General features: G+C 62.7%; 22 protein-coding genes. 15 read left to right on the forward strand and 7 right to left on the reverse strand.

The window, feature by feature from the left end; all coding sequences use genetic code 11:
• Positions 1–7: 7 nt before the first annotated feature.
• The gene (locus tag H281_RS0103250) at positions 8–985 is read right to left on the reverse strand and encodes a DMT family transporter (protein ID WP_027804255.1); all 978 of its coding nucleotides are present in this window, start codon (positions 983–985) and stop codon (positions 8–10) included.
• Positions 986–1,230: 245 nt separating this feature from the next.
• Between H281_RS0103250 and guaB the strand changes: the two genes are divergently transcribed.
• The 5 genes from guaB to H281_RS0103290 all read left to right on the forward strand — a co-directional run bounded on the left by guaB (position 1,231) and on the right by H281_RS0103290 (position 8,528).
• Positions 1,231–2,691 (forward strand): IMP dehydrogenase, encoded by a 1,461-nt coding sequence (gene guaB / locus H281_RS0103260; protein WP_020065652.1) that lies wholly within the window; start codon positions 1,231–1,233, stop codon positions 2,689–2,691.
• 6 nt (positions 2,692–2,697) lie between these two features.
• Entirely contained in the window at positions 2,698–3,537 is an 840-nt protein-coding gene (locus H281_RS0103265; protein WP_020065653.1) for a hypothetical protein, read from the forward strand.
• A gap of 221 nt (positions 3,538–3,758) precedes the next feature.
• Entirely contained in the window at positions 3,759–5,342 is a 1,584-nt protein-coding gene (gene guaA, locus H281_RS0103275; RefSeq protein WP_020065655.1) for a glutamine-hydrolyzing GMP synthase, read from the forward strand.
• Between the two features lie 267 nt (positions 5,343–5,609).
• On the forward strand, positions 5,610–6,380 hold the full coding sequence (locus tag H281_RS0103280; protein ID WP_020065656.1) for a DUF72 domain-containing protein: 771 nt from the start codon (positions 5,610–5,612) through the stop codon (positions 6,378–6,380).
• Positions 6,381–6,659: 279 nt separating this feature from the next.
• Complete coding sequence (locus H281_RS0103290; RefSeq protein WP_020065657.1) at positions 6,660–8,528, forward strand: serine hydrolase domain-containing protein; 1,869 nt, start codon at positions 6,660–6,662, stop codon at positions 8,526–8,528.
• Between the two features lie 123 nt (positions 8,529–8,651).
• Here H281_RS0103290 and H281_RS0103295 read toward each other — a convergent pair whose 3' ends face one another.
• The gene (locus tag H281_RS0103295) at positions 8,652–9,677 is read right to left on the reverse strand and encodes an AraC family transcriptional regulator (RefSeq protein WP_027804256.1); all 1,026 of its coding nucleotides are present in this window, start codon (positions 9,675–9,677) and stop codon (positions 8,652–8,654) included.
• Positions 9,678–9,884: 207 nt separating this feature from the next.
• On the opposite strand from H281_RS0103295, the gene H281_RS0103300 reads away from it, so the two are divergent.
• The 4 genes from H281_RS0103300 (at position 9,885) to H281_RS0103315 (ending at position 13,923) form a co-directional block, all read left to right on the forward strand.
• A complete protein-coding gene (locus H281_RS0103300; protein ID WP_020065659.1) occupies positions 9,885–10,823 on the forward strand; it encodes a BKACE family enzyme in 939 nt (312 codons plus the stop codon).
• A 98-nt stretch (positions 10,824–10,921) separates the two neighbouring features.
• Positions 10,922–12,268, forward strand: a complete 1,347-nt coding sequence (locus tag H281_RS0103305; RefSeq protein WP_020065660.1) for an MFS transporter — start codon at positions 10,922–10,924, stop codon at positions 12,266–12,268.
• 43 nt (positions 12,269–12,311) lie between these two features.
• Positions 12,312–13,052 (forward strand): 3-oxoacyl-ACP reductase FabG, encoded by a 741-nt coding sequence (gene fabG, locus H281_RS0103310; protein WP_020065661.1) that lies wholly within the window; start codon positions 12,312–12,314, stop codon positions 13,050–13,052.
• A gap of 79 nt (positions 13,053–13,131) precedes the next feature.
• On the forward strand, positions 13,132–13,923 hold the full coding sequence (locus H281_RS0103315; RefSeq protein WP_020065662.1) for an SDR family oxidoreductase: 792 nt from the start codon (positions 13,132–13,134) through the stop codon (positions 13,921–13,923).
• A 66-nt stretch (positions 13,924–13,989) separates the two neighbouring features.
• On the opposite strand, the gene H281_RS0103320 is transcribed toward H281_RS0103315, so the two are convergent.
• The 3 genes from H281_RS0103320 to H281_RS0103330 are packed head-to-tail and all read right to left on the reverse strand — an operon-like array spanning position 13,990 to position 15,514.
• Positions 13,990–14,208: a hypothetical protein gene (locus H281_RS0103320; RefSeq protein ID WP_020065663.1), complete on the reverse strand. Its 219-nt coding sequence runs from the start codon at positions 14,206–14,208 to the stop codon at positions 13,990–13,992.
• A complete protein-coding gene (locus H281_RS0103325) occupies positions 14,205–14,612 on the reverse strand; it encodes a DUF2000 domain-containing protein (protein WP_020065664.1) in 408 nt (135 codons plus the stop codon). Before H281_RS0103325 ends, H281_RS0103320 begins: the two co-directional genes overlap by 4 nt.
• A gap of 44 nt (positions 14,613–14,656) precedes the next feature.
• The gene (locus tag H281_RS0103330) at positions 14,657–15,514 is read right to left on the reverse strand and encodes an AraC family transcriptional regulator (RefSeq protein ID WP_020065665.1); all 858 of its coding nucleotides are present in this window, start codon (positions 15,512–15,514) and stop codon (positions 14,657–14,659) included.
• A 267-nt stretch (positions 15,515–15,781) separates the two neighbouring features.
• On the opposite strand from H281_RS0103330, the gene H281_RS0103335 reads away from it, so the two are divergent.
• The 4 genes from H281_RS0103335 to H281_RS34260 all read left to right on the forward strand — a co-directional run bounded on the left by H281_RS0103335 (position 15,782) and on the right by H281_RS34260 (position 20,022).
• Positions 15,782–16,762, forward strand: a complete 981-nt coding sequence (locus tag H281_RS0103335; RefSeq protein WP_020065666.1) for a 2-keto-3-deoxygluconate permease — start codon at positions 15,782–15,784, stop codon at positions 16,760–16,762.
• On the forward strand, positions 16,759–18,057 hold the full coding sequence (locus tag H281_RS0103340) for a four-carbon acid sugar kinase family protein (protein WP_020065667.1): 1,299 nt from the start codon (positions 16,759–16,761) through the stop codon (positions 18,055–18,057). Before H281_RS0103335 ends, H281_RS0103340 begins: the two co-directional genes overlap by 4 nt.
• Before the next feature lie 62 nt (positions 18,058–18,119).
• Entirely contained in the window at positions 18,120–19,121 is a 1,002-nt protein-coding gene (pdxA, locus tag H281_RS0103345) for a 4-hydroxythreonine-4-phosphate dehydrogenase PdxA (protein WP_020065668.1), read from the forward strand.
• 64 nt (positions 19,122–19,185) lie between these two features.
• The gene (locus H281_RS34260) at positions 19,186–20,022 is read left to right on the forward strand and encodes a DeoR/GlpR family DNA-binding transcription regulator (protein WP_020065669.1); all 837 of its coding nucleotides are present in this window, start codon (positions 19,186–19,188) and stop codon (positions 20,020–20,022) included.
• A gap of 91 nt (positions 20,023–20,113) precedes the next feature.
• Here the strand turns inward: H281_RS34260 and H281_RS0103355 are convergent, their stop codons facing one another.
• Positions 20,114–20,533, reverse strand: a complete 420-nt coding sequence (locus tag H281_RS0103355; protein ID WP_020065670.1) for a hypothetical protein — start codon at positions 20,531–20,533, stop codon at positions 20,114–20,116.
• 103 nt (positions 20,534–20,636) lie between these two features.
• Positions 20,637–21,404, reverse strand: a complete 768-nt coding sequence (locus H281_RS0103360; RefSeq protein WP_027804257.1) for a glycosyltransferase family 2 protein — start codon at positions 21,402–21,404, stop codon at positions 20,637–20,639.
• An 856-nt stretch (positions 21,405–22,260) separates the two neighbouring features.
• On the opposite strand from H281_RS0103360, the gene H281_RS0103370 reads away from it, so the two are divergent.
• Positions 22,261–23,022: an enoyl-CoA hydratase/isomerase family protein gene (locus tag H281_RS0103370; protein ID WP_020065673.1), complete on the forward strand. Its 762-nt coding sequence runs from the start codon at positions 22,261–22,263 to the stop codon at positions 23,020–23,022.
• Positions 23,023–23,120: 98 nt separating this feature from the next.
• On the forward strand, positions 23,121–24,182 hold the full coding sequence (locus H281_RS0103375; protein ID WP_020065674.1) for an ABC transporter substrate-binding protein: 1,062 nt from the start codon (positions 23,121–23,123) through the stop codon (positions 24,180–24,182).
• The last annotated feature ends 10 nt before the right edge of the window (positions 24,183–24,192 follow it).

Raw genomic sequence — 24,192 nt, forward strand, 5'->3', positions numbered from 1 at the left:
GCCCACTTCAGGGCGCCGAACCGTGCGCCTTTTTCCCGATAGGCGTGGCGCCCCCGGAATCGTCATCCGCATGTTGACGCACCGACCAGCACACGCCCGCCACCAGTAACAGGATTGCGGCGATCTCCAGCGGCCGCGGCAGCCGTTCGTCGTAAATGAACGCGTAGAGCAGCGCGAACAGCGTTTCGAAGACAATCAACTGGCCGGAAAGCGTGAGGGGTAGCCGCTTCGACGCCGCGTTCCACAGCCCGTTGCCGAGCCACGACGCGCCAATCGCGAGACCGAGGTTGAGCATCCAGAAGCTGTGCCAGCGGCCTGACGCCAGTTCGCCTTGCGGGCCGCCCGGCGGCAGCGCGGCGGCCGCGAGCCAGAGCGCGGCGCCGAGCATGCCCGTCACCACGCCCCACAGCACGGACCACTCGTTGCCGGTGAAACGCGTCTGCCGCTGAAGGTAGCGAGCGTTTTCGACTGCGAACCACGTCCAGCAGCCGAGCGCGCCGACCGCGCAGGCGAGGCCGAGCATTTTGGTGAGAACGCTGACCGGCGTGCCTTCGGCGACCGTGAAGACGTCGATATTGATGCAGGCGATGCCGGCCATCACCATCGCAAGCGGCCAGCCCAAGCGGGAAAGCGGCACCGCGCCGTGGTCGCCGCGGCCCATCAGCGTCACCGTGACGGGCAGCACGCCGACGATCAGCGACGCCGGCGCAATCCCGACCAGATGCACAGCGGCAGTCAGCAGCAGGTAATACAGCAGATTGCCGGCCAGCGCGAGCTTGACGAGCGCGACCAGGTCCTCGCGAGTCAGGCGTTTGACGAGCGAGCGCGCCATTGGCAGCGCCGCTGCCAGCGAGACGACGCCGTACATGGTGTACCGGCCGGCGGACAGCAGAAGCGGTGAAAAGTCCGGCAGCACCCGCGGGACCAGAAAAACCATGCCCCACAAGGCTCCAGCTATCACTCCATATGCGACACCGCGCTGCATCGACTGCTCCTGCAAGAAATCCGGGATAGGCCGCAGATTAGCCGTTGGGCGCCGCGCGCGTCTTGTTTGATTCTGCATTCGAGGCCAGCAAACGAAACGCGATCGAACCCGAGGCGAAAGACGAAGCGAAATAGCGGACGCGAAGCCACGAAAAAAAGCACCCGAAATTCGCTAAGCTGCTGTTCGCGCAGTGAAAAGCGGGGAGGTATCGCGTATAATTCGCTTTTGCGCCTATAGGATTTGCCATGCGTCTGATCCAAACAGCACTCACGTTCGATGACGTGCTCCTCGTCCCGGCCTTCTCCGATGTTCTGCCGCGCGACACCAGCCTCAAGACCCGGCTGACCCGCAATATTTCCCTGAATATGCCGCTCGTGTCCGCCGCTATGGACACGGTCACCGAAGCCCGCCTCGCTATCGCCATGGCGCAAATGGGCGGCGTCGGCATCATCCACAAGAACCTCACGGCGGCCGAGCAGGCGCGTGAAGTGGCCAAGGTCAAGCGTTTCGAGTCAGGCGTCGTCCGCGATCCGATCACGGTGCCGCCGCAAATGAAGGTGCGCGACGTCATTGCACTGTCGCAACAGCATGGCATCTCCGGTTTCCCGGTTGTGGAAGGCGCGCAGCTGATCGGCATCGTCACCAATCGCGACCTGCGCTTCGAAGAGCGTCTGGACGAGCCGGTGCGCAACATCATGACGCCGCGTGAACGGCTCGTGACCGTCAAGGAAGGCACCTCGCTCGCCGAGGCCAAGGCGCTGATGCACAGCCACCGTCTGGAGCGCGTGCTCGTCATCAACGACGCATTCGAACTGCGCGGCCTGATGACGGTGAAAGACATCACCAAGCAGACCGAGCACCCGGACGCCTGTAAAGACGAACACGGCAAGCTGCGCGCGGGCGCGGCGGTCGGCGTCGGCGCGGACAACGAAGAGCGCGTCGAACTGCTGGTTCAGGCGGGCGTAGACGTGATCGTCGTCGACACCGCGCACGGTCACAGCAAGGGCGTGCTCGAGCGCGTGCGCTGGGTCAAGCAGAACTTCCCGCACGTCGAGGTGATCGGCGGCAACATCGCCACCGCGGCGGCGGCCAAGGCGCTCGTCGAATACGGCGCAGACGGCGTGAAGGTCGGTATCGGCCCGGGCTCGATCTGCACGACGCGAATCGTCGCGGGCGTCGGGGTGCCGCAAGTCACCGCGATCTCGAACGTATCTGAAGCGCTGAAGGGTACCGGCGTGCCGGTTATCGCAGACGGCGGCGTGCGTTTCTCGGGCGACGTCAGCAAGGCGCTCGCAGCGGGCGCAAACGCCGTAATGATGGGCAGCATGTTCGCCGGCACCGAAGAAGCGCCGGGCGACGTGTTCCTGTATCAGGGCCGCCAGTACAAGTCCTACCGTGGCATGGGTTCGGTCGGCGCGATGAAGGACGGCGCGGCGGACCGCTACTTCCAGGACAACTCGGCAAACATCGACAAGCTCGTGCCGGAAGGTATCGAAGGGCGCGTCGCCTATAAGGGCTCGGTCAACGCGATTCTGTTCCAGCTGATCGGCGGCGTGCGTGCCAGCATGGGCTACTGCGGTTGCCGCACGATTGCCGAGATGAACGACAAGGCCGAGTTCGTGCAGATCACAGGCGCGGGCTTGCGCGAGTCGCATGTGCACGACGTGCAAATCACCAAGGAAGCGCCCAACTACCACGTGGACTAAACGCCAATGAAGCCATTGCTGCGCGCTGTACTGATCGTCGACGCGTTGTTGCTGCTCGCGTTCGGCCTGTTGTTCCTGCTGACGCCGTGGACTTCGTTGTACAACGCGCTGCTGCTGGTGCAAACGCAGCCGGCGCTGGTCGGCCAGGCGTTTGGCATTGCGTTGATCGGGCTCGCGTGGCTCGCGTTGCATGCGTCGATCGACGGCGGGCTGACGTCGTCGGTTGCAAGGGCTGTTGGCCACGTGAACTGGCTGACCGGCGTGCTGATGCTGGTCTGGCTGCTCGGTTTGCATACGCCGGCGCTGACCGGCTTCGGGCAGATCGTCGCGGTGCTCACGGGAGTGGTGTTGCTGGTGCTGGGTCTGGGCGGCGTGCGGTTGTCGGGCGCGGTGCGGCGGCGCGAGAAGTTGCGCGTCGCTGAAGCCACTGCCGCTGAGCGTGCCGAAAAGCAGGCCGCGAAAGACGCCGCCAAAAATGCGGCAAACAGGGCGGCGAACGAAGCGGCAATCAACACGGCAAGCAGCACGGCAAGCACTGCAAGCACGGACGGCCGGCGCGAGCCCGTGGTGCCTGCTACGGCAGGCTTCCCGGTGTATCGCGCGGAGCCGCTCGTCGAGCCGGCTATGCCTGCTGCGACGGTTGTACCTGCGACGGCCGTGCCTGCTGCTCCGGACACGCGGCCGCTCGGCTCGGCATCTACCGCGCCGTTGCATCCGGCGGTCGACGAGCCCGGTCTGAGCGCATCCGAACGCGCTGCACGCGTGCAAGCTGCTGCCGCTCGCGACGAGGCCCGCAATGCCGCTGCCGATGCGCCCAATGCGCCCCGGCCCCCGTTTCATGGCTGACGCGCCGCGCGCCAGTGCATTCGCCGAAGCAACCGCAATCCGTGCGCGCGCGCCGCAGGCAGTTCTCTGCAGCAGTGGCGGACCAGGCGCACACAGGCTTCATCATCGCGTTTCGCCATCGAATCCGCGGGCCCGCATGTCCGCGTGGACCGCTTTGAATTCAACGCCGCGCTTCGTGCGCGGCATTCCGTATCCGCTCACTTTTGACTCCGTCCGCTGCCATGCATGACAAGATCCTGATCCTCGACTTCGGTTCGCAAGTCACCCAACTGATTGCACGTCGCGTTCGCGAAGCCAACGTGTATTCGGAAATCCATCCCTACGACGTCGATGCTTCGTTCATCCGCGACTTCGCGCCGAAGGGCGTGATCCTGTCCGGGGGCCCGAGCTCGGTCACCGAAACGGACACGCCGCGCGTGCCGCAAGCGGTGTTCGAACTCGGCGTGCCGGTGCTCGGCATCTGCTACGGCATGCAGGCCATGGCCGAGCAACTGGGCGGCAAGGTCGACATCGGCCATCTGCGCGAATTCGGCTATGCCGAAGTGCGCGCGCGCAATCACACGAGCCTGCTCGAAGGCATCAGCGACTTCACTACGCCGGAAGGTCACGGCATGCTGAAGGTGTGGATGAGCCACGGCGACAAGGTGCTCGAAATGCCGCCCGGCTTCGCGCTGATGGCGTCGACGGAATCGTGCCCGATCGCCGCAATGGCCGACGAGACGCGCCGCTTCTACGGCCTGCAATGGCATCCGGAAGTCACGCATACCTTGCAAGGCCGTGCGATGCTAGAGCGCTTCGTGCTGCAGATTTGCGGCGCGCGGCCCGACTGGGAAATGGGCCACTATATCGACGAAGCAGTCGCGAAGATTCGCGAGCAGGTCGGCAACGAACACGTGATTCTGGGCTTGTCGGGCGGCGTGGATTCGTCGGTGGCGGCGGCGCTGCTGCACCGCGCGATCGGCGATCAGCTCACCTGCGTATTCGTCGATCATGGCCTTTTGCGCCTGAACGAAGCCGAGCAGGTCATGGCTACGTTCGCGGATCACCTGGGCGTCAAGGTGATTCATGTCGACGCAAGCGACGTGTTCCTGCGCAAGATGGAAGGCGTGACTGACCCGGAAGCGAAGCGCAAGATCATCGGCGCGGAGTTCGTCGAGGTGTTCCAGACGGAAGCCGGCAAGCTCACCGACGCGAAGTGGCTCGCGCAGGGCACGATCTATCCGGACGTGATCGAATCGGCGGGCAAGGGCAAGAAGGCGACGCAGACTATCAAGAGCCACCACAACGTGGGCGGCCTGCCTGAGACGTTGAACCTGAAGCTGCTCGAACCGCTGCGCGAACTGTTCAAGGACGAAGTGCGCGAGCTTGGCGTGAAGCTCGGTCTGCCGCCGGCTATGGTGTATCGCCATCCGTTCCCGGGCCCGGGGTTGGGCGTGCGGATTCTTGGCGAAGTGAAGCGCGATTTCGCGGACCTGCTGCGTCGCGCAGACGCCATTTTCATCGAGACGCTGCGCACGTTCATCGACAAGGAAACCGGCAAGTCCTGGTACGACCTGACGAGCCAGGCGTTCGCGGTGTTTCTGCCGGTGAAGAGCGTCGGCGTGATGGGCGACGGCCGCACTTACGAGTACGTGGTCGCGTTGCGCGCCGTGCAGACGCTGGACTTCATGACCGCGCATTGGGCGCATCTGCCTCATGAGCTGCTGGGTCATGTGTCGAACCGCATCATCAATGAAGTGCGCGGGATCAACCGGGTGGTGTATGACATCTCGGGCAAGCCGCCGGCGACAATCGAGTGGGAGTAAGCGGTAACAACCGGCGTGCAGATCGAGCACGTCCGGTCCATTAACCGACGCAAAAGACCCAAGCCAACTAGACGCGACCAAGCGCGACCAAAGCCATCGTCGACGTAAAAGGTCTCCCAAAGGAACGCTGCTCCCGCAGCTTCCCGCCGTCAGCATCTCGCAAGGCCCGCTTTCCCGCGGGCCTTTTTCTTATAGGTGCCACATCTAGCTGCTAAACCAGCGGCATCAGCACGCCTCATAGGCCCGGACTTTGCTGCGCCTACACGCATGACCCATTCGACGCATCGCGAGACTCGTCCCACCGCATCGCCGATACTTATCGGCTGTGCAGGCTGGGCGCTGTCATCCAATGTCGCGGCGCAATTTGCCACGGATGGCAGCCATCTCGAGCGATATGCGCGGGTGTTCCCGGCCGTGGAAATCAACTCGTCGTTCTATCGCCCGCATCAGCCGAAAACCTACGCCCGCTGGGCGGAAACCGTACCCGAAGCGTTCCGGTTTTCCGTGAAGATTCCGAAGGCGGTCTCGCACGAACTCAGGTTGCGCGACGCCGATGCCGCCATGAGCGCATTTCTTGCGGAAGTCGCGCCCCTCGGCGAGAAAATGGCCTGCCTGTTGCTGCAGTTGCCTCCGAGCCTCGCATTCGATAAATCCGTCGCAAGCGACTTCTTTGCGCTGCTGCGCGACCTCACAAACGTGCGCGTTGTGTGCGAACCGCGTCATGCGTCGTGGTTCACCGACGAAGCCGCGCAGACGCTAATCGACGGCAAGGTCGCCTGCGTGCGCGCGCATCCACCGCCCGTCGCCGGCGCCGAACCGGTGGGCGATCCGCGCACCTTGTACATCCGTTTGCACGGCTCGCCTCGAATCTACTATTCGGCCTACGACGAGCCGTTCATCGAAGCGGTCGCGGCGCGCATTGTCGAAGCCCGCGATTCCGGAGCCGACGTCTGGTGTATTTTCGACAACACCGCGCACGGCGAGGCGGTGCCGAACGCCTTGATGCTGATGGAAAAGCTGGAAGAAGCGGCTGCTTAGGCGGCCCTTCACAAGGTACATATCGTTCGCAAGCTGAGCCGGCTGCCCGGACCAGGTGTTGCAACTCGTTAGGCGCACTCTTGAGCCAAAGCCTCGCAGCATCTCGACACATTGCTACTCGCGCTCTCATTGCGCCGCTATGATTGGTGCAGGGTGCAGCACGCGAAACGCCCTTGCATTGTGTCAAAGATGCGGAAAATGGCATCGCCGTGCTGGCGATGCCACGGTTGAAGAAGCGCTTGTTGCAGGTCCTGAAAAACTTGAACAAAGGGGAATGCCGTGGCCAGATGCAACCGCAATAACGAGGGACTTTCCAGCGAAGCGCGGCGGCAGTTTCTCGGCTACACGGGCGCCGGGGTACTCGCGGCCGTGCTGCCCGGCTGCGGCAACGACGAGCTTCATTCGACGCCTTATCAGCAGACCATTGCACTTGGTCAACAGGTGATCCAGCAGGCTGTCAGTGATCCGTCGAATGGCGTCGCCGCGATTTCAGTCGCGATGGTCAAAGGCAACGCGGTGGTCTGGCAGCAGGCCTTCGGGTTGGCATCGGTGCCGGGGCAGATCAAGGCGACGCCGCAGACGCGCTTCAACATCGGCTCGGTCAGTAAGTTGTTCCCGGCGCTGGCGGCGACGATCCTCGTCGATCGTGGGCTAATCGCGCTCGACACGCCGATCGTCAAATATCTGCCGGCCTTCACGATGCTGTCGCCGCAATACGCGCAGATCACCATGCGTCATCTGCTGTCGCATGCATCCGGTCTACCCGGCACAAATGGGCGCAATCTCTTCACGTTCGAGCCGGTTGCCGGCTACGCCGCCGACACGCAAGCCGAACTCGCCAACTCGCACCTGAAGCATTTGCCCGGTGAACTGGCCGTGTATTGCAACGACGGCTTCACGATGGTCGAGCAGGTCGTGCTCGCCGTGACGGGGCAGAGCTTCGTGAACTTCGTCCAGTCGGAGATTCTCGCGCCGCTCAAGATGACGAACTCCAGCTATCTGACGAGCGTGCCTTCCAGCGGACCGTTCTCGCTGCCCTACGTGAACGGCACCCAGCGCCAGGAATTCGTCAATGCGTACGCGACCGGAGGACTAAGCTCCACGCCCGCCGACATGATGAACCTCGCGCAGATGATCTACGGCGGCGGCGTGTTCGAAGGACGGCGCATCGTCTCCGCGGCGGGCATCGCGGAGATGGGCGCGGACCAGACGAAAAGCCTGACGATCAACCCATCGCCCGAATGGCGCTGGGGTCTTGGCTGGGACACCGTGGTGCAGCCGGCGCTCAACGCTGCAGGCGTGCTCGGGTGGGAAAAAGACGGCGGCACTGCGTTCTATTCGACCGAATTTTTCGTTGTGCCCAACTCGCATTTCGCGCTGCTGGTGACCGGCAATGCGGGATACGACGCTCGCGGGATTGCTGAAACGCTGGTGCTGTCGGCGTTGAAAGAAGACGGCACGATTTCGTCGCTGCCGGCGAGGATCAGTACGACGCCCGCGCCGGTTGCATCGGGGCCGGGCATTGCGAGCGGCGCGGGCATCTACGGCAATTCGGATTCGCCGTATCAGGTGCTTGCCAACGCGGACGGTAGTCTGCAGATCAACCAGTGGGACGCCCACACGCGAGGCTGGGCGCAGATTGGCGCATACCGGTATCGCAGCGACGGTTGGTGGGCAAGCGATACCGACACGACGTCATATCGCTTCGCAGTCGTGTCGGGCAGCGACAGCGGGGGAAATGCGTTCAACTATCGCTATCTGATGAAGCGCGTCGTGCCGGGCGCGGGCTATGCCTATCTGACGTTGCCGGTCGGTCAGCAAATGACACCGCTGGCGGCGCTCGACAGCGCGTGGCAGCAACGCGTCGGTACGCAATGGACGTTGACCAACGATTCGCCGAGCGCCGTGCCGATCGTCGTTCTTGGCAATCCGCCGGGATTTTTCGCGACACTGAACGAACTTCCAGGCTACGTGCTATACGGCAACGAAGACCTTCGCTACCAGCTATTCGTGCCGTTGAGCGACACGCTCGGTGGCATGTCGGTCAAGGTGCCGGGCAATTTCGGGCGCGACCTCTACGAGATCCGTTTCGCGTCGACCAGTGCGACGACGTTGACAATCGGCAGTTCGATTTACGCGCGGATCTGAAGGTGAAGCCTTTTCATGCCGCCAGGTCGCGCGAGTTTCCGCTAACGGTATCTGCGTTCGAAGAGCACATTAACGTTCGCAGTACTGCCATTCAATTGGAGGCAACGGGCTTTGGAAACGCGCTCACCGTCGCAATTCGCCAGGCCCTTTTCCTGTCCACCGCTTCAACGCGCGGCGAAAGTTTGCGGCGTCGCTGAAGCCTAGAAGCATCGCGACATCTTCGGTGCTCATTCTTGTCGACTGCAGGTATTCGATAGCGAGCGAGCAGCGCACATCGTCGACGATTGCCACGAACGAGGTTCCCTCTGTTTCAAGGTGGCGCCGCAAGGTCCGGCTCGTAAGATTCAGCCTTGTCGCCACTTCCTCCATGCCTGGAAAAACACCGGGCGTGCTCATCAGAATCTGGTACACCTCGCCGGATGTGCCCACCGAGGTCTTCGCCTGCCCGATCAGGCGATCGCACGTTTCCTGCAGCAGCGTTGCCGTGAGCTTGTGCGCGAGTTGAGGCTTCTGGTTCAGAATCGCGCTGTCGTAGATGAGCTCGCATTGCGGCGCGTCGAAAAAGCACGGACAGCCGAGGTACTGCGAATAGATACCGGCATGCGGCGGAGCAGGGTACGAGAAACAGGCCTTGAGCGGCGGGCAGCTATGGCCGGCGACGTCCTGCAAATGCGTGACATGCTGCGTGAACTGCTGCTCGATGATGAACTCGCGCAGTTCGCGCGACGGGCTCGAAACAAACGCGTCCGGAAACGACCAGACAGCCTTGTCCGGATACTCCGTCCAGTCGATCGTCACCGTGGGTGTTGCGAGGCGATGGTACTTCACGCCGAGACGGAAGTAATCGCGCAACGACAGGCAGGACATCAACGCATAGCCGTACATGCCGTACGCCGACAGGTGCAGACGCGAGCCGACCTTGAACGGCGTCGCCGGGTCGCGCGAGAGCAGCACCGCGTTGCGGGCCACCACTGCATATTGACGCACCGAGGTCATCACGGACGCGTCGTTGAGCTGATCCACTGTCAGGCCGCTTCCCTTCAGACTGGTTTCGGCCGCAATGCCTTGCTCCGCGAGGACTTCGACCAGCGCGGCGATTTTGTACGGCGCGTAAATACGCTCGTTAAGCAATGGGCGGGTCGATGCCAAAGAAAGCTCCGCAAATTGTCCTCGGGGGACATCTCCATGTCCGGAAATGACCTTACCACTGCGATCGTATCGAAATAAGATTGACTACACAAGACGATGCGCCCGCACAGCGGTCGCGGCATCTGCAGACAATGGGGACAACGTGGACGCGTGATCCGGTCGGGTACGACAGTGCGCCGGATCATCTCCGCAATCGAGGATACTTCAATGAGCGACACCAGCCGAAAGGTCATCATTTCATGCGCCATCACGGGGGCAACGCATGTCCCGTCGATGTCCGAATTTCTACCGATCACGCCTGAGCAAATCAGGGATCAGGCGATCGAAGCAGCTCAGGCGGGCGCCGCGATCATCCACTTGCATGCTCGCGATCCGGTTGACGGCCGCCCGACACCGAGTCCGGAAATCTTCAAGGCCTTCGTGCCCGCGATCGCCGAAGCGACCGACGCGGTCATCAACATCACGACAGGCGGCAGCACGCGTATGACGCTCGAAGAACGTCTTGCGTATCCGCGACTGGCGAGACCTGAGATGTGTTCGCTCAATATGGGCTCGATGAACTTTTCGATCCATCCGGTCGCCGCAAAAATTTCATCGTGGCGCTACGGCTGGGAGAAGGACTACATCGAAGGAATGGAAGACATGATCTTCCGCAACACCTTCAGGGACATCCGCAACATTCTTCTGGAACTGGGCGAAAGCGGCACGCGTTTCGAATTCGAATGCTACGACGTGGGCCACCTCTATAACCTCGCGCATTTCGTCGATCAGGGCCTCGTTAAACCGCCGTTTTTCATTCAATCGGTGTTCGGGATTCTGGGCGGTCTGGGCGCCGACCCTGAAAACATGCTGCTGATGCGTTCCACGGCAGACCGGCTGTTCGGCCGCGAGAATTATCACTTCTCGGTGCTCGGCGCAGGTCGGCATCAGATGCCGCTCGTAACCATGAGCGCGATCATGGGCGGCAATGTGCGTGTGGGTCTGGAAGACAGTGTGTATCTCGCGAAGGGCGTTAAGGCGGAGACCAACGCGCAACAGGTCCGCAAAATCCGGCGCATTCTGGAAGAGCTGTCTCTGGAAATCGCCACGCCCGCCGACGCGCGAAAAATGCTGGGCCTCAAGGGCGCCGATCAGGTCAATCTGTAGCCGCTCTGTACCCGCTACGGGACTCATCACCCGATGAGTCCTGGTTTGCCTCGCAACAACAAAAAAATAGAGCTGTTTCAAATATTGGAGACAACGTTATGGATACCGCTTCCGCCGATCAGCGGGTCGGACAGTTGCATCGCATCGCCACGCGCAAAGCAATGGCCAGACTCATCCCGTTGATGTGCGCCATCTACTTCATGTCCTTCCTCGATCGCACCAACGTGGCGCTCGCAAAGCTTCAGCTTGCGGCGGATGTGGGCATCAGCGCCGCCGCATATGGGTTCGGCTCGGGCATTTTCTTTCTCGGCTATGCATTGCTCGAAGTTCCGAGCAACCTCGCAGCCCACAAGGTCGGGCCGCGCCGCTGGATCGCACGCATCGCGGTGACGTGGGGCATTCTGTCGACGGCGATGATGTTCGTGCAGGGAACGTCCTCGTTCTACGTGTTGCGTGTTCTGCTGGGCATTGCGGAAGCGGGCCTTTTCCCCGCGCTGATGTATATGGTGACGCTCTGGTTCGCGCCTCACGACCGGCCTGTCGTGGTCGGCTGGATCTACATTGCGCCGGCGCTCGCGCTCATGCTCGGCAATCCGTTGGGCGGCGCGCTGATGCAACTCGACGGCTTCGGCGGCCTGCACGGCTGGCAATGGATGTTCATGCTCGAAGGCATTCCGAGCGTGATCGTCGGCATCGTATTGTTCTTCAAGATGCCCGAGCGGCCGCGCGACGCACGATGGCTCTCGGCGGCCGAGCGCGATGTGCTGGAGACGCATGCGGTAATCGACGGGCACGGCCGCGCCGACTATTCGTCCGCGAACTGGATCGCCGCTCTGAAACGGCCGACGACGGTGCTGATCGGCCTCATCTACTTTCTGAATCAGGTCGCGTTCGTCGGACTGTATTTCTTTACGCCCGCCATCATTCATCAGATGCATGTCGATTCGTCGCTCGTGGTAGGTTTTCTCTCGGCGAGCGTCGGTCTCGGCTTTCTGCTTGGCGTGCTGGTTCTTCCGCGTATCCATCGCCGCACGGATCGTGACTGTGTGTTTCTCGGTATCCTGACCGCAGGGCTTATCCTCGGTGCTTGTGCGTACCTTGCAGTGACGAATCCCGCCGCGCGCATTGCGCTGCTCACGGTGACCGCGTTCTTCGCGGGCGGTGTGCTGCCTTCTTACTGGGCGATCGCGATGAAGCGTCTGCAAGGCATTCAGGCAGCCGCCGGCCTTGCGTTCGTCAACACGATCGGTTTGATTGGCGGCTTCGTCGGACCGTATCTGTTCGGTATTGCAGAAACATCCTCCGGTCGAAGCGATGCCGGTTTCACGGTGATCCTGATTGCCGGGGTGCTCGGTCTCGCACTCGTTCCTGTGCTGGCGCGAGCAATGCGCAGCGAGGCCGGTGTGCTTGCGTCGTCGGGGTCGGCTGCACAGATGAAACCATAGCGGGCATGTTAGAGCCTGGCTTTTACAGTAAGGATATTCAACGATGAAGCTGAACGGAAAAGTCGCGATCATTACCGGCGCGGGGCAGGGGATCGGCGCGGCAACGGCATTGAAGTTCGCAAGCGAAGGGGCGGTCGTGATCGCGTGCGACATGAATCTCGATGCGGTGGCGACGGTCGCGCACCTGTGTCGCGAAGCGGGCGGGAAGGCCGACGCATTTGCCGTCGATGTCACCAATCGCACGCAGGTCGATGAAATGGTCGCCAAAGTGCGCGGCACATATGGGCGCATCGATGTGGTGGTGAACAACGCGGGCATCACGCGCGACGCCCGTTTGCAAAAAATGACGCTGCAGCAATTCGACGACGTCATCGACGTGAACCTTCGCGGCGTTTTCCATACCGCCCAGGCCGTTGTCGATACCATGATCGAACAGGGTTCGGGCGTCATCCTGAACGCGAGTTCCGTGGTGGGCGTCTACGGCAACTACGGACAGACGAACTATGCCGCAGCCAAGTTCGGCGTGATCGGCTTCACGAAGACATGGAGTCGCGAGTTGGGTCCGAAAGGCATTCGCGTCAATGCGGTTGCGCCGGGTTTCATCGACACGCCTATTCTCAAGACGATCCCTGAAGATGTATTGACGAAGATGCGCGACCAGGTGCCGCTGCGCCGGCTCGGCAAGCCCGAGGAAATCGCCAGCATCTACGCGTTCCTTGCGAGCGACGAAGCAAGCTATGTCAACGGCGCGGTTATCGAGGCCACCGGAGGACTCACGCTGTGAGCGGCTTTATTAATCACTCTACAAGCCACGCTACGGGCCGCATAACGAGCCATATCAAGAATATCGGAGAGACACGAGCATGAGCATCATTGATCTTTTGAAGCCGAGGCCCGGGCTGCGGGTATTCGTATCAGCGGGTGCTGCGGGAATCGGCCTGGCGATCGCCGAAGCGTTCATCGAGGCGCAAGCAGAGGTTTATATCTGCGATGTGAACCAGGCCGCCATCGATGAGGCCACGTCGCGGTTCCCCAAACTGCACGCGGGCATCGCCGACGTGTCGAAGCAGGCGCAGGTCGATCAGATCATCGACGATGCGCGGCGCAAGCTCGGCGGACTCGATGTTCTCGTCAATAACGCCGGCATAGCGGGACCTACGGGTGCCGTGGAGGAACTCGATCCCGCGCAATGGGAAAGTACTGTCTCCACCAATCTGAACAGTCAGTTCTATTTCTTGCGCAAGGCGGTGCCGGTACTCAAGGAGACATCGGACTGCGCGAGCATCATCGCGATGTCTTCTGTTGCGGGACGCCTTGGGTATCCGTTCCGAACGCCATACGCGTCGACGAAATGGGCGATCGTGGGGCTCGTCAAATCGCTCGCTGCGGAGCTCGGACCGAGCAATGTTCGCGTCAACGCGATCCTGCCCGGCGTGGTGGAAGGCGAACGGATGGACCGCGTGATCTCCGCTCGTGCCGACGCGCTTGGAATCCCGTTTAACGCGATGCGCGAAGAGTATCTGAAGAAGATCTCGCTGCGCCGCATGGTGACTGTCGACGACATCGCGGCAATGGCACTGTTCCTCGCGTCGCCGGCGGGCAGCAATGTGACGGGACAGGCAATCAGTGTGGATGGCAACGTCGAGTACTTATGAGGCAATGCCGCTTCGCCACGTGCGGGACGGCGAGGCGGCCGAGCGGTGTCGGACACGCCGACGCGATTACCTTGCTCTCGACGCCGCGTTGGATGGACTCAGCTGCGCCGCCGCCGCGAACATCTGCGTGAACTGATCCAACGCGGGCAGCGTATCGCGGCCGCTGCGCGTGATTCGATAGAACGAAAATTCGAATTCCGGCCGGATCACGTCGATGCGTACCTCGTAGTGACGGCGCGCGTGGTCTGGTCCGGCGCTCGGCGCCCGGCGCTCGCGCCGACTCACGAGTGCAACTTCAGCCTTTTCACCGCTTTGTCGATGGCCTTTTTGGACCCATGCAGCGCGAGACCCACGAGGTCCAGGTTCGCCACATCCTGTGCACGAAAAGCCTCACGGTTCGCCGCGTCGTGGCCGGTTGAAAACATCGCGTGCACGTAGGGCACGATCGTGAGTTCGCGCGTGACGGCTTGCCGATGCGCAGCTTGCAGCCCGGAAAGATCGGTGGCGAACACCAGCATCGGTTGACCTAGCATGCGGCCATACCGGCGCCCGGCGGCATCCTCGTAAGGCTCGCCCAGCGCGTCCGGTATCGCGGCGGCGACACCCGTCGCGAGAAACGCGGCTACATTGAGTTTTTGCCAGACTGCGAGATCGTCGCGCACGATCAGCGCTACTTTCGTATCGAACATGTTTGCTCCTCGGTGAGGCGCTCATGATCGGCGAGCCTGCGCAATCAGTCTGGAACGTTCGTGCACATGCGCCGGTAGGCGGCAGGGGTCATCCGGTAAGCACGGCGAAACCAGCGGCCAAGATGGCTTTGATCCGCGAATCCGACTTCCGCGGCAACCTCCGCGGGTGTGCGGCCGTTTGCGAGCAGTCTGCGCGCCGCGCGCAGGCGCAGGCGGACCAGATACGCGTGCGGCGACGTGCCGAACGCCTGCTGAAACAGACGCGTCAGCCGGAACCGGTCAATCCCCGCAATACTGGCCAGTTCATCGAGTCCGACGTTGCCGTCCATGTGGTCGTGCAAGAAGTCGCGGACTCGCGCGATCGTCGCCGACATAGCCATGCTATCCGTCATCGGGATATCGCCCAGGTGACCGGCGAGCCGCCTGACGAGGCGATCCAACGTCTGGTCGCGCGCCAGTCGACCTTCGTTGCCGTAGATCGCGAGAAACGCTTGCCGGATGGCGTCGACAAGGCCGCTGTCGTCGACGAGCGTATGCGCGAAAGCCGCGTCGACCCGCTGGACACCGGGAACGTTCAGGCGGCGCGTCGCGCGTTCGACCCAGGTCTGCGGCAGATACAACATCGCGTAGGTGAACCCGCCTGCTTCCGGCGCATGTCCGTCGTGCAGCGCGCCTGGCTCGATCAGGATCGCCCGGCCCGGGACGCTCGTATGCAGCGAGCGGCGGCACCGGAAGCGCTGTACACCTTGTTCCGTGTAGCCGACCAGCATGTCGTCGTGGTCGTGTGGATCGTAGGCGTGGCCGCTGAAATGCGCGCGCAGGCTTTCGATTCCCGTCTCCGGATCGCGCCGCGCCTCTAGCCAGTTGTCAGAACCTGCAGGGGAGAACGCCGCGCTCGTCATTGCTTACCTCGCTCCTTTTGATTGCCCGTTGCTGACCGCAGTGTACGTGGTCGGCATAGGTTTGGCGCCGTCGGCGCGGGCAATTCCAGCTGGTTAGCGAGATGCGCAGCAGCGCGTTTGGGCACGCGCGCCGGGTCGCCGTCTGCTCACATCGATCACACAAATGATTGATTTGCGCAAGTTTCGTGGAAGAGGTACACTGCAATCTGATTGTTTCAATCAAATCAGTGACCAAATCAATCAGGTCGGATCAGACTGGAGACTCGTATGGCCCAAATACACATAAAGCGCGGCATTGAACGCGTACCCGGCGGCATGATGATCGTCCCGTTGCTGCTAGGCGCGCTCGTCGCGACCTTCCTGCCGGGCATGCCGAAATTCTTCGGCTCGTTCACAAACGCGTTGTTCACCGGCGCGCTGCCGATTCTCGCGGTGTTTTACGTCTGCATGGGCGCGAGCATCGATGTCAAAGCCACGCCTTATCTGCTGAAAAAAGGCGGCGCGCTGTTCGTCACCAAGGTTGGCGCCGCGATCGTAATCGGCGTCGTGATGGGGCATTTCCTCGGCGAACAGCCCATTTCGTCGGGACTCTTCGCCGGTCTGTCGACGCTTGCCGTCGTCGCGGCGATGAACGACACCAACGGCGGGCTCTACATGGCGTTGATGGGCCAATACGGCCGCTCGGAAGACGTGGGCGCCTACACCATCATGTCGCTCGAATCCGGCCCCTTCCTGACCATGGTCACGCTCGGCGTCGCCGGTCTGTCGGCGTTCCCGTGGCCTACGCTCGTCGGCAGCATTCTGCCGCTGGTTTTCGGCATGCTGCTGGGTAACCTGGACCGCGAAATGCGCGCGTTCCTCGGCAAAGCCGTACCAGTCATGATTCCATTCTTCGCTCTGGCGCTCGGCGCGAGCCTCGATCTGCACAAGGTGTGGCAGGCCGGCATCCTCGGCATCGGGCTCGGCATTGCGGTTGTGATCGTCACAGGTATTCCGCTTTATCTGGCCGATCGTCTGACGGGCGGCACCGGTGTGGCGGGCGTCGCGGCAGCGAATACCGCGGGTAATGCGGCCGCTGTGCCGGCGCTGATCGCCGCGGCGAACCCGGTCTACTCAGAGGCTGCTAAAAGCGCGACACTGCTCGTGGCCGCGTGCGTCGTGGTGACCGCGATCCTTTCTCCGATCCTCACTGCCGCCGTCGCGAAACGCGTGCAGCTTCGCCGCGAAGCAGGAGAGCTGGCGCGATGAGCATACTGATCATCGCCGACGATCTGTCCGGCGCCGCAGATTGCGCGATCGGCTTTGCAAGCGCCGGCCACCGCACCATCGTGACGCTCGACGTGCCGGCGCATGGGCTCGACGCACAGGCGGCCGACGTGATCGCCGCGGACACCGACACCCGCCGTCTCACGCCAGCCCAGGCCGCGCAACGCAGCGCGGCGGCGTGGCAGACATTGCGCGGTCCGGGCCGGCGTCTGTACAAGAAAATCGACTCGACGCTGCGCGGCAACTGGGCGGCCGAGGTCGCCGCGTTGCAGCCGCTAGCCGGCCTCGCGATCGTCGCGCCTGCGTTCCCGGCGACGGGTCGCACGTTGCGCGGCGGCCGCGTGTTCGTGCACGGCGAACCGCTCGAATCGACGGACACCTGGCAGCTCGACAATCCCGGCCGCGCCGCCGACCTGCACGCGATGCTGGCGGAAGCCGGCTTGTCAACCGCGCAACTCGAAGTCGACGCGTTGCGCGAAGGTGCTGACACGCTCGCCGCGCAGATCGCGGCCGTGACAGCGAGCGGCACGCAGGCACTGGTGGTGGACGCCGAGACAAGGCAGGATTTAGCGACGCTCGCTCAGGTCACGACGCAGATGAGCGAGGCGCTGTTCTGGGTCGGCTCAGGCGGCCTCGCGCGCGAGATCGCAGGCCTCGCCGGTCTGTTCGACGCCCGACCCGCGGCACAGACTCAATGCCCACCGCAATCGCGCGATGAAAACGCGCCGGTGCTGATTCTCGTGGGCAGTCTTTCGGCGGTGTCGGAGCGGCAGTGTGCGATGCTGCGCGAACGCGCGGGCATGGCGGAACTGACCGTACCGCCCGCGATGCTGCGCGACGGAGAGCGTCATCCCGACTGGCCCGCATGGCGGGCACGGATCGGCGAGGTGATCGCGACGCGCGCGGATCTGTTGCTGCGCATCGGCCGCGACGACGCGTTCGATCCCGCCGAAGGCGCGCTGCTGTCCACAGCACTTGCGGCGCTCGTCGAGCCGCACTTCAATGCGCTCGGCGGACTGATCGCAACGGGCGGCGAGACCGCGCGCGCGATGCTGAGTGCCGTCGGCGTCAGCGGTGTAGAACTGATTGCGGAGATCGAACCGGGCGTGGCCATAGGCAAGCCCGTCGAAGCCCGCGCGTCGCAACCGCATTTGCGTATCGTCACGAAGGCGGGCGCCTTCGGCACGGATCACGCGCTGTTCGCCGCGTGGCGCTATCTGCACGAAGCGCCGGCAACGTCGGCGGTCGCGGGAACCGGCTCACACGCTCCAGCCTGAGCGCCGCATCGGCGCAATCAGGCGGGCAGGTTAGGCAGACATCAAGGACCAGGCAAAACATCATGAGCAATTACCTTCCAGTCATCGGCATCACGATGGGCGACGCAGCGGGCGTCGGCCCGGAAATCATCGTCAAGAGCCTTGCGCACGACATCGTCTACAAGCAGTGCCGTCCGCTCGTGATCGGTGACGCGCGGCGGCTGGAGCGCGCGAACGAGATCGTCGGCGGCAATGCCAGAATCCGCCGTATCAAGGAAGCGGCCGAAGCGCGCTACGAGCCGGGTACGATCGACTGCATCGACCTCGATCTGATTCCTGCCGACATGCCGTTCGGCCAGTTGTCGGCAGTCGCGGGCGACGCCGCCTATCAGTTCATCGCGCGCGCGGTTCAACTCGCCGAGGCGAAGCAGATCGACGCGATCTGCACGGCGCCGCTGAATAAAGAAGCGCTGCACGCGGGCGGCCACAAGTTTCCCGGCCACACGGAAATGCTCGCTTATCTCACGGGTGTGGACGAGGTGTCGATGATGCTGGTCGCGCCGCAACTGCGCGTGATCCACGTGACCACGCATATCGGCATCATCGACGCGATCCGCAAGATCGAGCCGGGTCTTGTACAACGCACCATCGAGCGGGGTAACGCGACGCTCGTCAAGGCCGGCATTGCGAAGCCGCGCATCGGCGTGTGCGGCATCAATCCGCACGCCGGCGAAAACGGCCTGTTCGGTTACGGCGAGGAAGAAGAGAAGATCGTGCCGGCGGTGAAAGTGCTGCAGGAACGCGGGCTCGACGTGACGGGGCCGCTGCCCGCCGACACGCTGTTTTTCCGCGCCGGCCGCGGCGATTTCGACCTGGTGGTCGCGATGTATCACGATCAGGGCCACGGCCCCGTGAAGGTGCTCGGCCTCGAAGCCGGCGTGAACGTGACCGTGGGCCTCGAAGTGATCCGCACGTCGGTCGATCACGGCACAGCATTCGACATTGCGGGCAAGGGCATCGCCGACGAGCGCAGCTTGCTCGAGGCACTTCGCCAGGGCGCGGAACTCGCCACGCGGCGCGGCTGAAGCAGGGCAAATAGCGGGCGGCCGTGGTGTAAGATCGGCAGCCTCTTTACTGCAGATGACAGCCATGAAAGCGTCCGAGCGCCATCGCGCGATTCTCGATCTCGTTGTGACCGGCGACGCCAACGTCGAACAGCTCAGCGCCGCGCTTGGCGTGTCCGAGGCAACGGTCCGGCGCGATCTCACGACGCTTGCGAACCAGCGCCGTCTCGTGCGCACCTATGGCGGCGCGACCGCGCTGATCGGCTCGCATGAGCCGGAGGCGTCGCTGGAGGAACGCAAGGCGACGCAGCGCGAGCAGAAGGAAGCGATCGCGCGGGCGGCTGCCGCGCATGTGCACGACGGCGATACGGTGCTGCTCGACGGCGGCACGACTTGCGCCGCGCTCGCGCGGCATCTCGGCTCGCGCGTCGATCTTCACGTGGTCACCAATAATCTGCTTGCCGTGATGACGCTCGCGAACGCTCCGGGTGTGCATCTGACGCTGATCGGCGGCGACTTGCGCAGTTCGAGCATGAGCACGCTCGGGCCGCTTGCCGAACTTTCGCTGAGCCGTTTGAGCGTCGACAAGGCGTTTCTCGGCGCGGATGGCGTGGTCGCCGAATTCGGGCTGTGCGAAGCCAGCGCGCAGCAAGCGTATCTGAAAGACTGCATCATCCGGCGCGCGGCGCAGGTTCTCGTGCTTGCCGACGCCGACAAACTCGGCCGCTCGCGGCAACAACACTGGACTCCTCTCGAACGCGACTGGCGGCTCATTACATCGAGCGTCGCGGACGAGGCGCTACTCGCGCCGTTCAGAGCGCTCGAACGCGTGGTCGTGGAAACAGCGGATGTGGATAGTTCGCCGCTTGCGGCGGCGCCCGGCGAAGCCGCGCTCCGACGTACGGCCGCTGCCTCGGACTGAAGTACCAATCGCAGTGACGCATGTCGCGCATGGCGTGGGTAGAACAACCAACGAGCATCGCGCGAATCGCCAGGTAGCCTGGCCTACGGTTTCATTCGCCGAGTCGTGCTGATTGGCCCCGGTCGCCGCTTTGTTCGCGCGGCTTGTCGGCGCCCGTATTGGGCGACGTCGTGGGCGGCGTCGAGCCGGCGCAAGCTTCGAGCGCGACGACTGCCCGTTTCGCAAGCTCAACCGTTTCCTCGCATGCGGCCACGTCTCGGAGCATGCTGCAGCGGCTTCCCCAACCGAGCTTCGACAACACCGAGCGCAGCTTCGCGAGCGCCGCTGCCGGCGAGCCGTTGTCCGAAATGAGCGAGGCCATGTCGAACGCGCTGCCGCCCGGCGTCGTGATCACTGTCGGACAGCTCGACGCCGCGCCCGCGGTGGAAACGACGAAAGCCAGAGTCAGCCCGACGGTGCCCGTGCGCAAGCCGCCGGGAACGTCGAAATACGTATTCATCGATACGATCATACGAAACTCCCGGTCGGCAGGGCGCGATCCTGGGCAGATCGCACGGTTCAGTGTGGGCGGCGGCTTTTCATTCTGCTCTCACGCGCCGACAGAAAAAAGCACCTCAACGATTTGCATTGAGTTGCACGAGCGCTTTGCGATACTTTCGCCGCGTATAGGACGAAGCGTAAAGCGCGAGGGTTAGGCCGATGCGACCGTCGCGGACATTGCCTTTGCGGATGTACCACTTCAGGAATGCGCCCAAAGGGCTGAACCAGCTTTTGAGCCACAGAACGCGAGCCGGGTCTCTTCTGTCCAGCAGGTCGGTTGCGGCGAGGTCCGTGTACAGATCGAGCTTGGTCTTCATCTCACTCGCGGTCTCAAACGTACGATGAACCACCGGCGATTCGATTCGCCCACAGTTCTCGTAACCGGTCAGCGTTTCGTGAACGCTATGGTCGGTGAAACGCAGCGTGGCGCGACGATAGATGCGGATCGGATAGTCCGGAGACGAGATCGGCATCAGCGCGTGAATGACCTTGCCCATGACAACCCAATCGCGCCTGACGGCATACGCTTCGTGATCGAAACCGCGGGCTTTCAGTGCGAGTACTTCGTCGATCAACGCGTCGCTTGCGATTTCGTCGCTATCGAAAAACATCACCGTTTCGTGCAGGCAAAGCCCGTTGGCGAACTGCCGTTGCGTGCGAAAATTATCGAACGGCCGATGCACGGTTCGTGCGCCGTGTCTGGCCGCAATCGACAGCGTCGCGTCGGTGCTGCCGCTATCCACGACCAGCAGGTCATCCGCGACACGCTTCGCGGCCGCCAGAACCTTGTCCAGATAACGCTCGCTGTTGTATGTGAGAACGTAGACGGATAGTGGAGTCAAATTGAAACCTGAGTAATAAGTTGAACCGGCTGGCGTTTTACCACCCGGTGCGAGCACGTTGGTCGTCGCGCCGAGTCAATTTCGTGCTGAACACGGAACCGTCCGCAGTCTTGCGAACGAGATGGAAGCCAAAGACGCCACGCGGGAACCGTGCTGCACGTTCGCACAGCGTGGCCTGGTGACGAAGCGATACACGCGCATCGCGGTGACTGCGCGAATAAGGGTTGCAGCGGGTTTGCAGCATTCGACTGGCGTGTGATTTTACATTGTTGCGCGGATGTCGACCGGCGATCCCTTCCATCGCCCGCCATGTATGGGGCGGACTGTCGTGCGCTTCGCGTTGTTTTTTCGCGACTTGACGAAGAGCCAGTTGCGCCGACACGCACGTGCCACAAGCTTCTGACGCGCTCAGCGCATGCTTTCATACAAAACACCCGATGTTCATGCCCCGCAAACGTGGCTACGATTCATCAGGCGTCAGCGTTCCCAAACGTTCGGCGTGTGTGTTTGTTCGCCGCAGCTCGTCTGCGGCTTTTTTCTGCGCGTCGATTTTGTCATCGATGCGGGCCTCTGTTGTTCCGTGCTCCGCGATCCGCGATCTGTCGTGATCGTTTCCAGCGACGCAATGCCCTTCGGTGTCAGCGCCGCGGTTCCAATCCTCCCTCTAAAGAACCGAGCTTGACCGCGCACTTCGACGCGGTTGTGTCCGATCGTCCAACTAACTATTAAGCGCTCGAAACCCGCAGAGCGTGCGCCAGGGAGCTTCACCGATCATCTCTCTGGTAAACCCGCTTGCACCTTAATTTTGATGCGCCTATATTGCATTACACCATCAACTATTGCGATGCGATAACCAATGAGCAATGACGTGCTGTTCTCGAATCACGGCCGCGTCGCGGTCATCACTCTCAATCGTCCTGAGCGTTTAAACGCGTGGACCACGCCGATGCGCGAAATGATCATCGAGGCGTTGGAGCGCTTTAACAACGACCCCGACGTCGCCGCGATCATCATGACGGGGGCGGGCAACCGGGCGTTCTCGGCGGGCCAGGACCTGTCGGAAGCACATGATTTCGACGGCGAACGCGCGGTGGCGTGGGTCAAGGAATGGCAGCGCTACTACACGGCGCTGCGCAGCCTTGCGAAGCCGCTCGTCATGGCGCTGAACGGCACAGCCGCGGGCTCGGCATTCCAGGTGGCGCTGCTCGGCGATATTCGCGTCGCACATAGAGGTGTGCGCATGGGCCAGCCGGAAATCAATGCGGGCATTGCCAGCACGACCGGCCCCTGGATCATGAACTCGATGCTCGGCATGTCGCGCACCATCGAACTTACGCTGACGGGTCGTCTGATGGACGCGGACGAGTGTCATCGCATCGGCCTCATCCATCATCTGGTCGACGAAGACAAGGTGTTCGACAAGGCGCTGGAAATCGCCACCGAACTCGCCGCGAAGCCGCCCGTCGCGATGCGTCTGGACAAGCAGCGCTTTCGTGAGATGACCGAGCCAGGGTTCGTCGACTGCATCGAAGCGGGGGAGCGCATTCAGCGTGAAGCGTACGACTCGGGCGAACCCGCTCGCATGATGGAAGAGTTCTTCCGTAAGCGCGGAAAGTAGCCGGCCGCGAGCGGGGCCGAATGCGGAGCCCGAGGCCGCCAGAATCGAGTCAAAGTCGCACCGTTCCAATCTCAACCCATGTGCGGGAGACCTGAACAATGACGCAAGACTTCAATGCAACGCGCCGTCGCATTCTTCATGGCGCGGGCGCGCTTGCCGTGGCGAGCGCGATGCCGCTCGCCGCGCGAGCCCAATCGAAGCAGATCGTGGTGTCGGACCCGGGCGGCCCCTATACGACCGCTTATCGCGAAGCGTTCTACGACCCGTTCGAGAAAGCAACCGGTATCAAGGTCGTGAGCGTCGCGCGTGAATCGCAGCCGGTCGCGCAATTCGCAGCGATGGTGCAGACGAAGAACTATGTGTGGGACGTCACCACGCTCACGCTTTCGGCCGATATTCCGTACCTTGAATCGAAAGGTCTGCTGGAACCCATCGGCCTGAAGACGAGCGACTATCCGGACATCATGCCCGACGCGATCACGCCGAACTGGCTCGGTGTCGACGTGTATTCGACGGTGCTCGCGTATCGCGCGGACAAGTTCAAGGACAACGGTCCGAAATCGTGGGCCGACTTCTGGGACGTAAAGAAATTCCCCGGCCGCCGCTGCCTGCGGCGCAGTCCGCTCGACACGCTCGAACAGGCGCTGCTCGCCGACGGCGTGCCGCTCGACAAGCTCTATCCGCTCGACGTGGATCGCGCGTTCAGGAGCCTCGACAAGATCAAGCCGCACGTCAACATCTGGTGGACCTCGGGCGCGCAAGCCATGCAGGCGATCCAGAGCGGCGACGTCGACATGATCTCGGCGTGGAACGGCCGCGCGCAAGCCGCGAAGGACGGCGGCGCGCCGGTCACGATCGTATGGAACCAGGGTCTTTATTCGATCGAAGGCTGGGGCATTCCGAAGGGCACGCCGCGCGCGGACGCCGCAAAGCAGTTCGTGCGCTTTTGCGCCGACGCGAAGCGTCAGGCGATGCTCACACGCACGCTTGCATACGGTCCGACCAACAAGAAAGCGTTCGAGACGATCTCCAAAGACCGCGCGACGTTGTTGCCCACGGCGCCCGACAACATTCGCGATATGCGGCTGCCGAGCCCTCAATGGTGGGAAGCGAACCGTCAGAAGGTCACTGAGCGGTTCAATTCGTGGATCATTTCGTAAGGACCGCATC

The organism is Paraburkholderia caledonica (genome assembly GCF_000383275.1).
GTDB lineage: Bacteria > Pseudomonadota > Gammaproteobacteria > Burkholderiales > Burkholderiaceae > Paraburkholderia > Paraburkholderia caledonica.

Excerpts from the sequence above, each read along its gene's own strand:
- H281_RS0103300 (WP_020065659.1), top strand. The coding sequence starts at position 9,885 with ATGAGCGACACCAGCCGAAAGGTCATCATTTCATGCGCCATCACGGGG.
- guaA (WP_020065655.1), top strand. The coding sequence starts at position 3,759 with ATGCATGACAAGATCCTGATCCTCGACTTCGGTTCGCAAGTCACCCAA.
- H281_RS0103250 (WP_027804255.1), bottom strand. The coding sequence starts at position 985 with ATGCAGCGCGGTGTCGCATATGGAGTGATAGCTGGAGCCTTGTGGGGC.
- H281_RS0103340 (WP_020065667.1), top strand. The coding sequence starts at position 16,759 with ATGAGCATACTGATCATCGCCGACGATCTGTCCGGCGCCGCAGATTGC.
- H281_RS34260 (WP_020065669.1), top strand. The coding sequence starts at position 19,186 with ATGAAAGCGTCCGAGCGCCATCGCGCGATTCTCGATCTCGTTGTGACC.
- H281_RS0103325 (WP_020065664.1), bottom strand. The coding sequence starts at position 14,612 with ATGTTCGATACGAAAGTAGCGCTGATCGTGCGCGACGATCTCGCAGTC.
- H281_RS0103370 (WP_020065673.1), top strand. The coding sequence starts at position 22,261 with ATGAGCAATGACGTGCTGTTCTCGAATCACGGCCGCGTCGCGGTCATC.
- H281_RS0103335 (WP_020065666.1), top strand. The coding sequence starts at position 15,782 with ATGGCCCAAATACACATAAAGCGCGGCATTGAACGCGTACCCGGCGGC.
- H281_RS0103305 (WP_020065660.1), top strand. The coding sequence starts at position 10,922 with ATGGATACCGCTTCCGCCGATCAGCGGGTCGGACAGTTGCATCGCATC.
- pdxA (WP_020065668.1), top strand. The coding sequence starts at position 18,120 with ATGAGCAATTACCTTCCAGTCATCGGCATCACGATGGGCGACGCAGCG.
- H281_RS0103265 (WP_020065653.1), top strand. The coding sequence starts at position 2,698 with ATGAAGCCATTGCTGCGCGCTGTACTGATCGTCGACGCGTTGTTGCTG.
- H281_RS0103355 (WP_020065670.1), bottom strand. The coding sequence starts at position 20,533 with ATGATCGTATCGATGAATACGTATTTCGACGTTCCCGGCGGCTTGCGC.
- H281_RS0103315 (WP_020065662.1), top strand. The coding sequence starts at position 13,132 with ATGAGCATCATTGATCTTTTGAAGCCGAGGCCCGGGCTGCGGGTATTC.
- guaB (WP_020065652.1), top strand. The coding sequence starts at position 1,231 with ATGCGTCTGATCCAAACAGCACTCACGTTCGATGACGTGCTCCTCGTC.
- H281_RS0103375 (WP_020065674.1), top strand. The coding sequence starts at position 23,121 with ATGACGCAAGACTTCAATGCAACGCGCCGTCGCATTCTTCATGGCGCG.
- H281_RS0103280 (WP_020065656.1), top strand. The coding sequence starts at position 5,610 with ATGACCCATTCGACGCATCGCGAGACTCGTCCCACCGCATCGCCGATA.
- H281_RS0103330 (WP_020065665.1), bottom strand. The coding sequence starts at position 15,514 with ATGACGAGCGCGGCGTTCTCCCCTGCAGGTTCTGACAACTGGCTAGAG.
- fabG (WP_020065661.1), top strand. The coding sequence starts at position 12,312 with ATGAAGCTGAACGGAAAAGTCGCGATCATTACCGGCGCGGGGCAGGGG.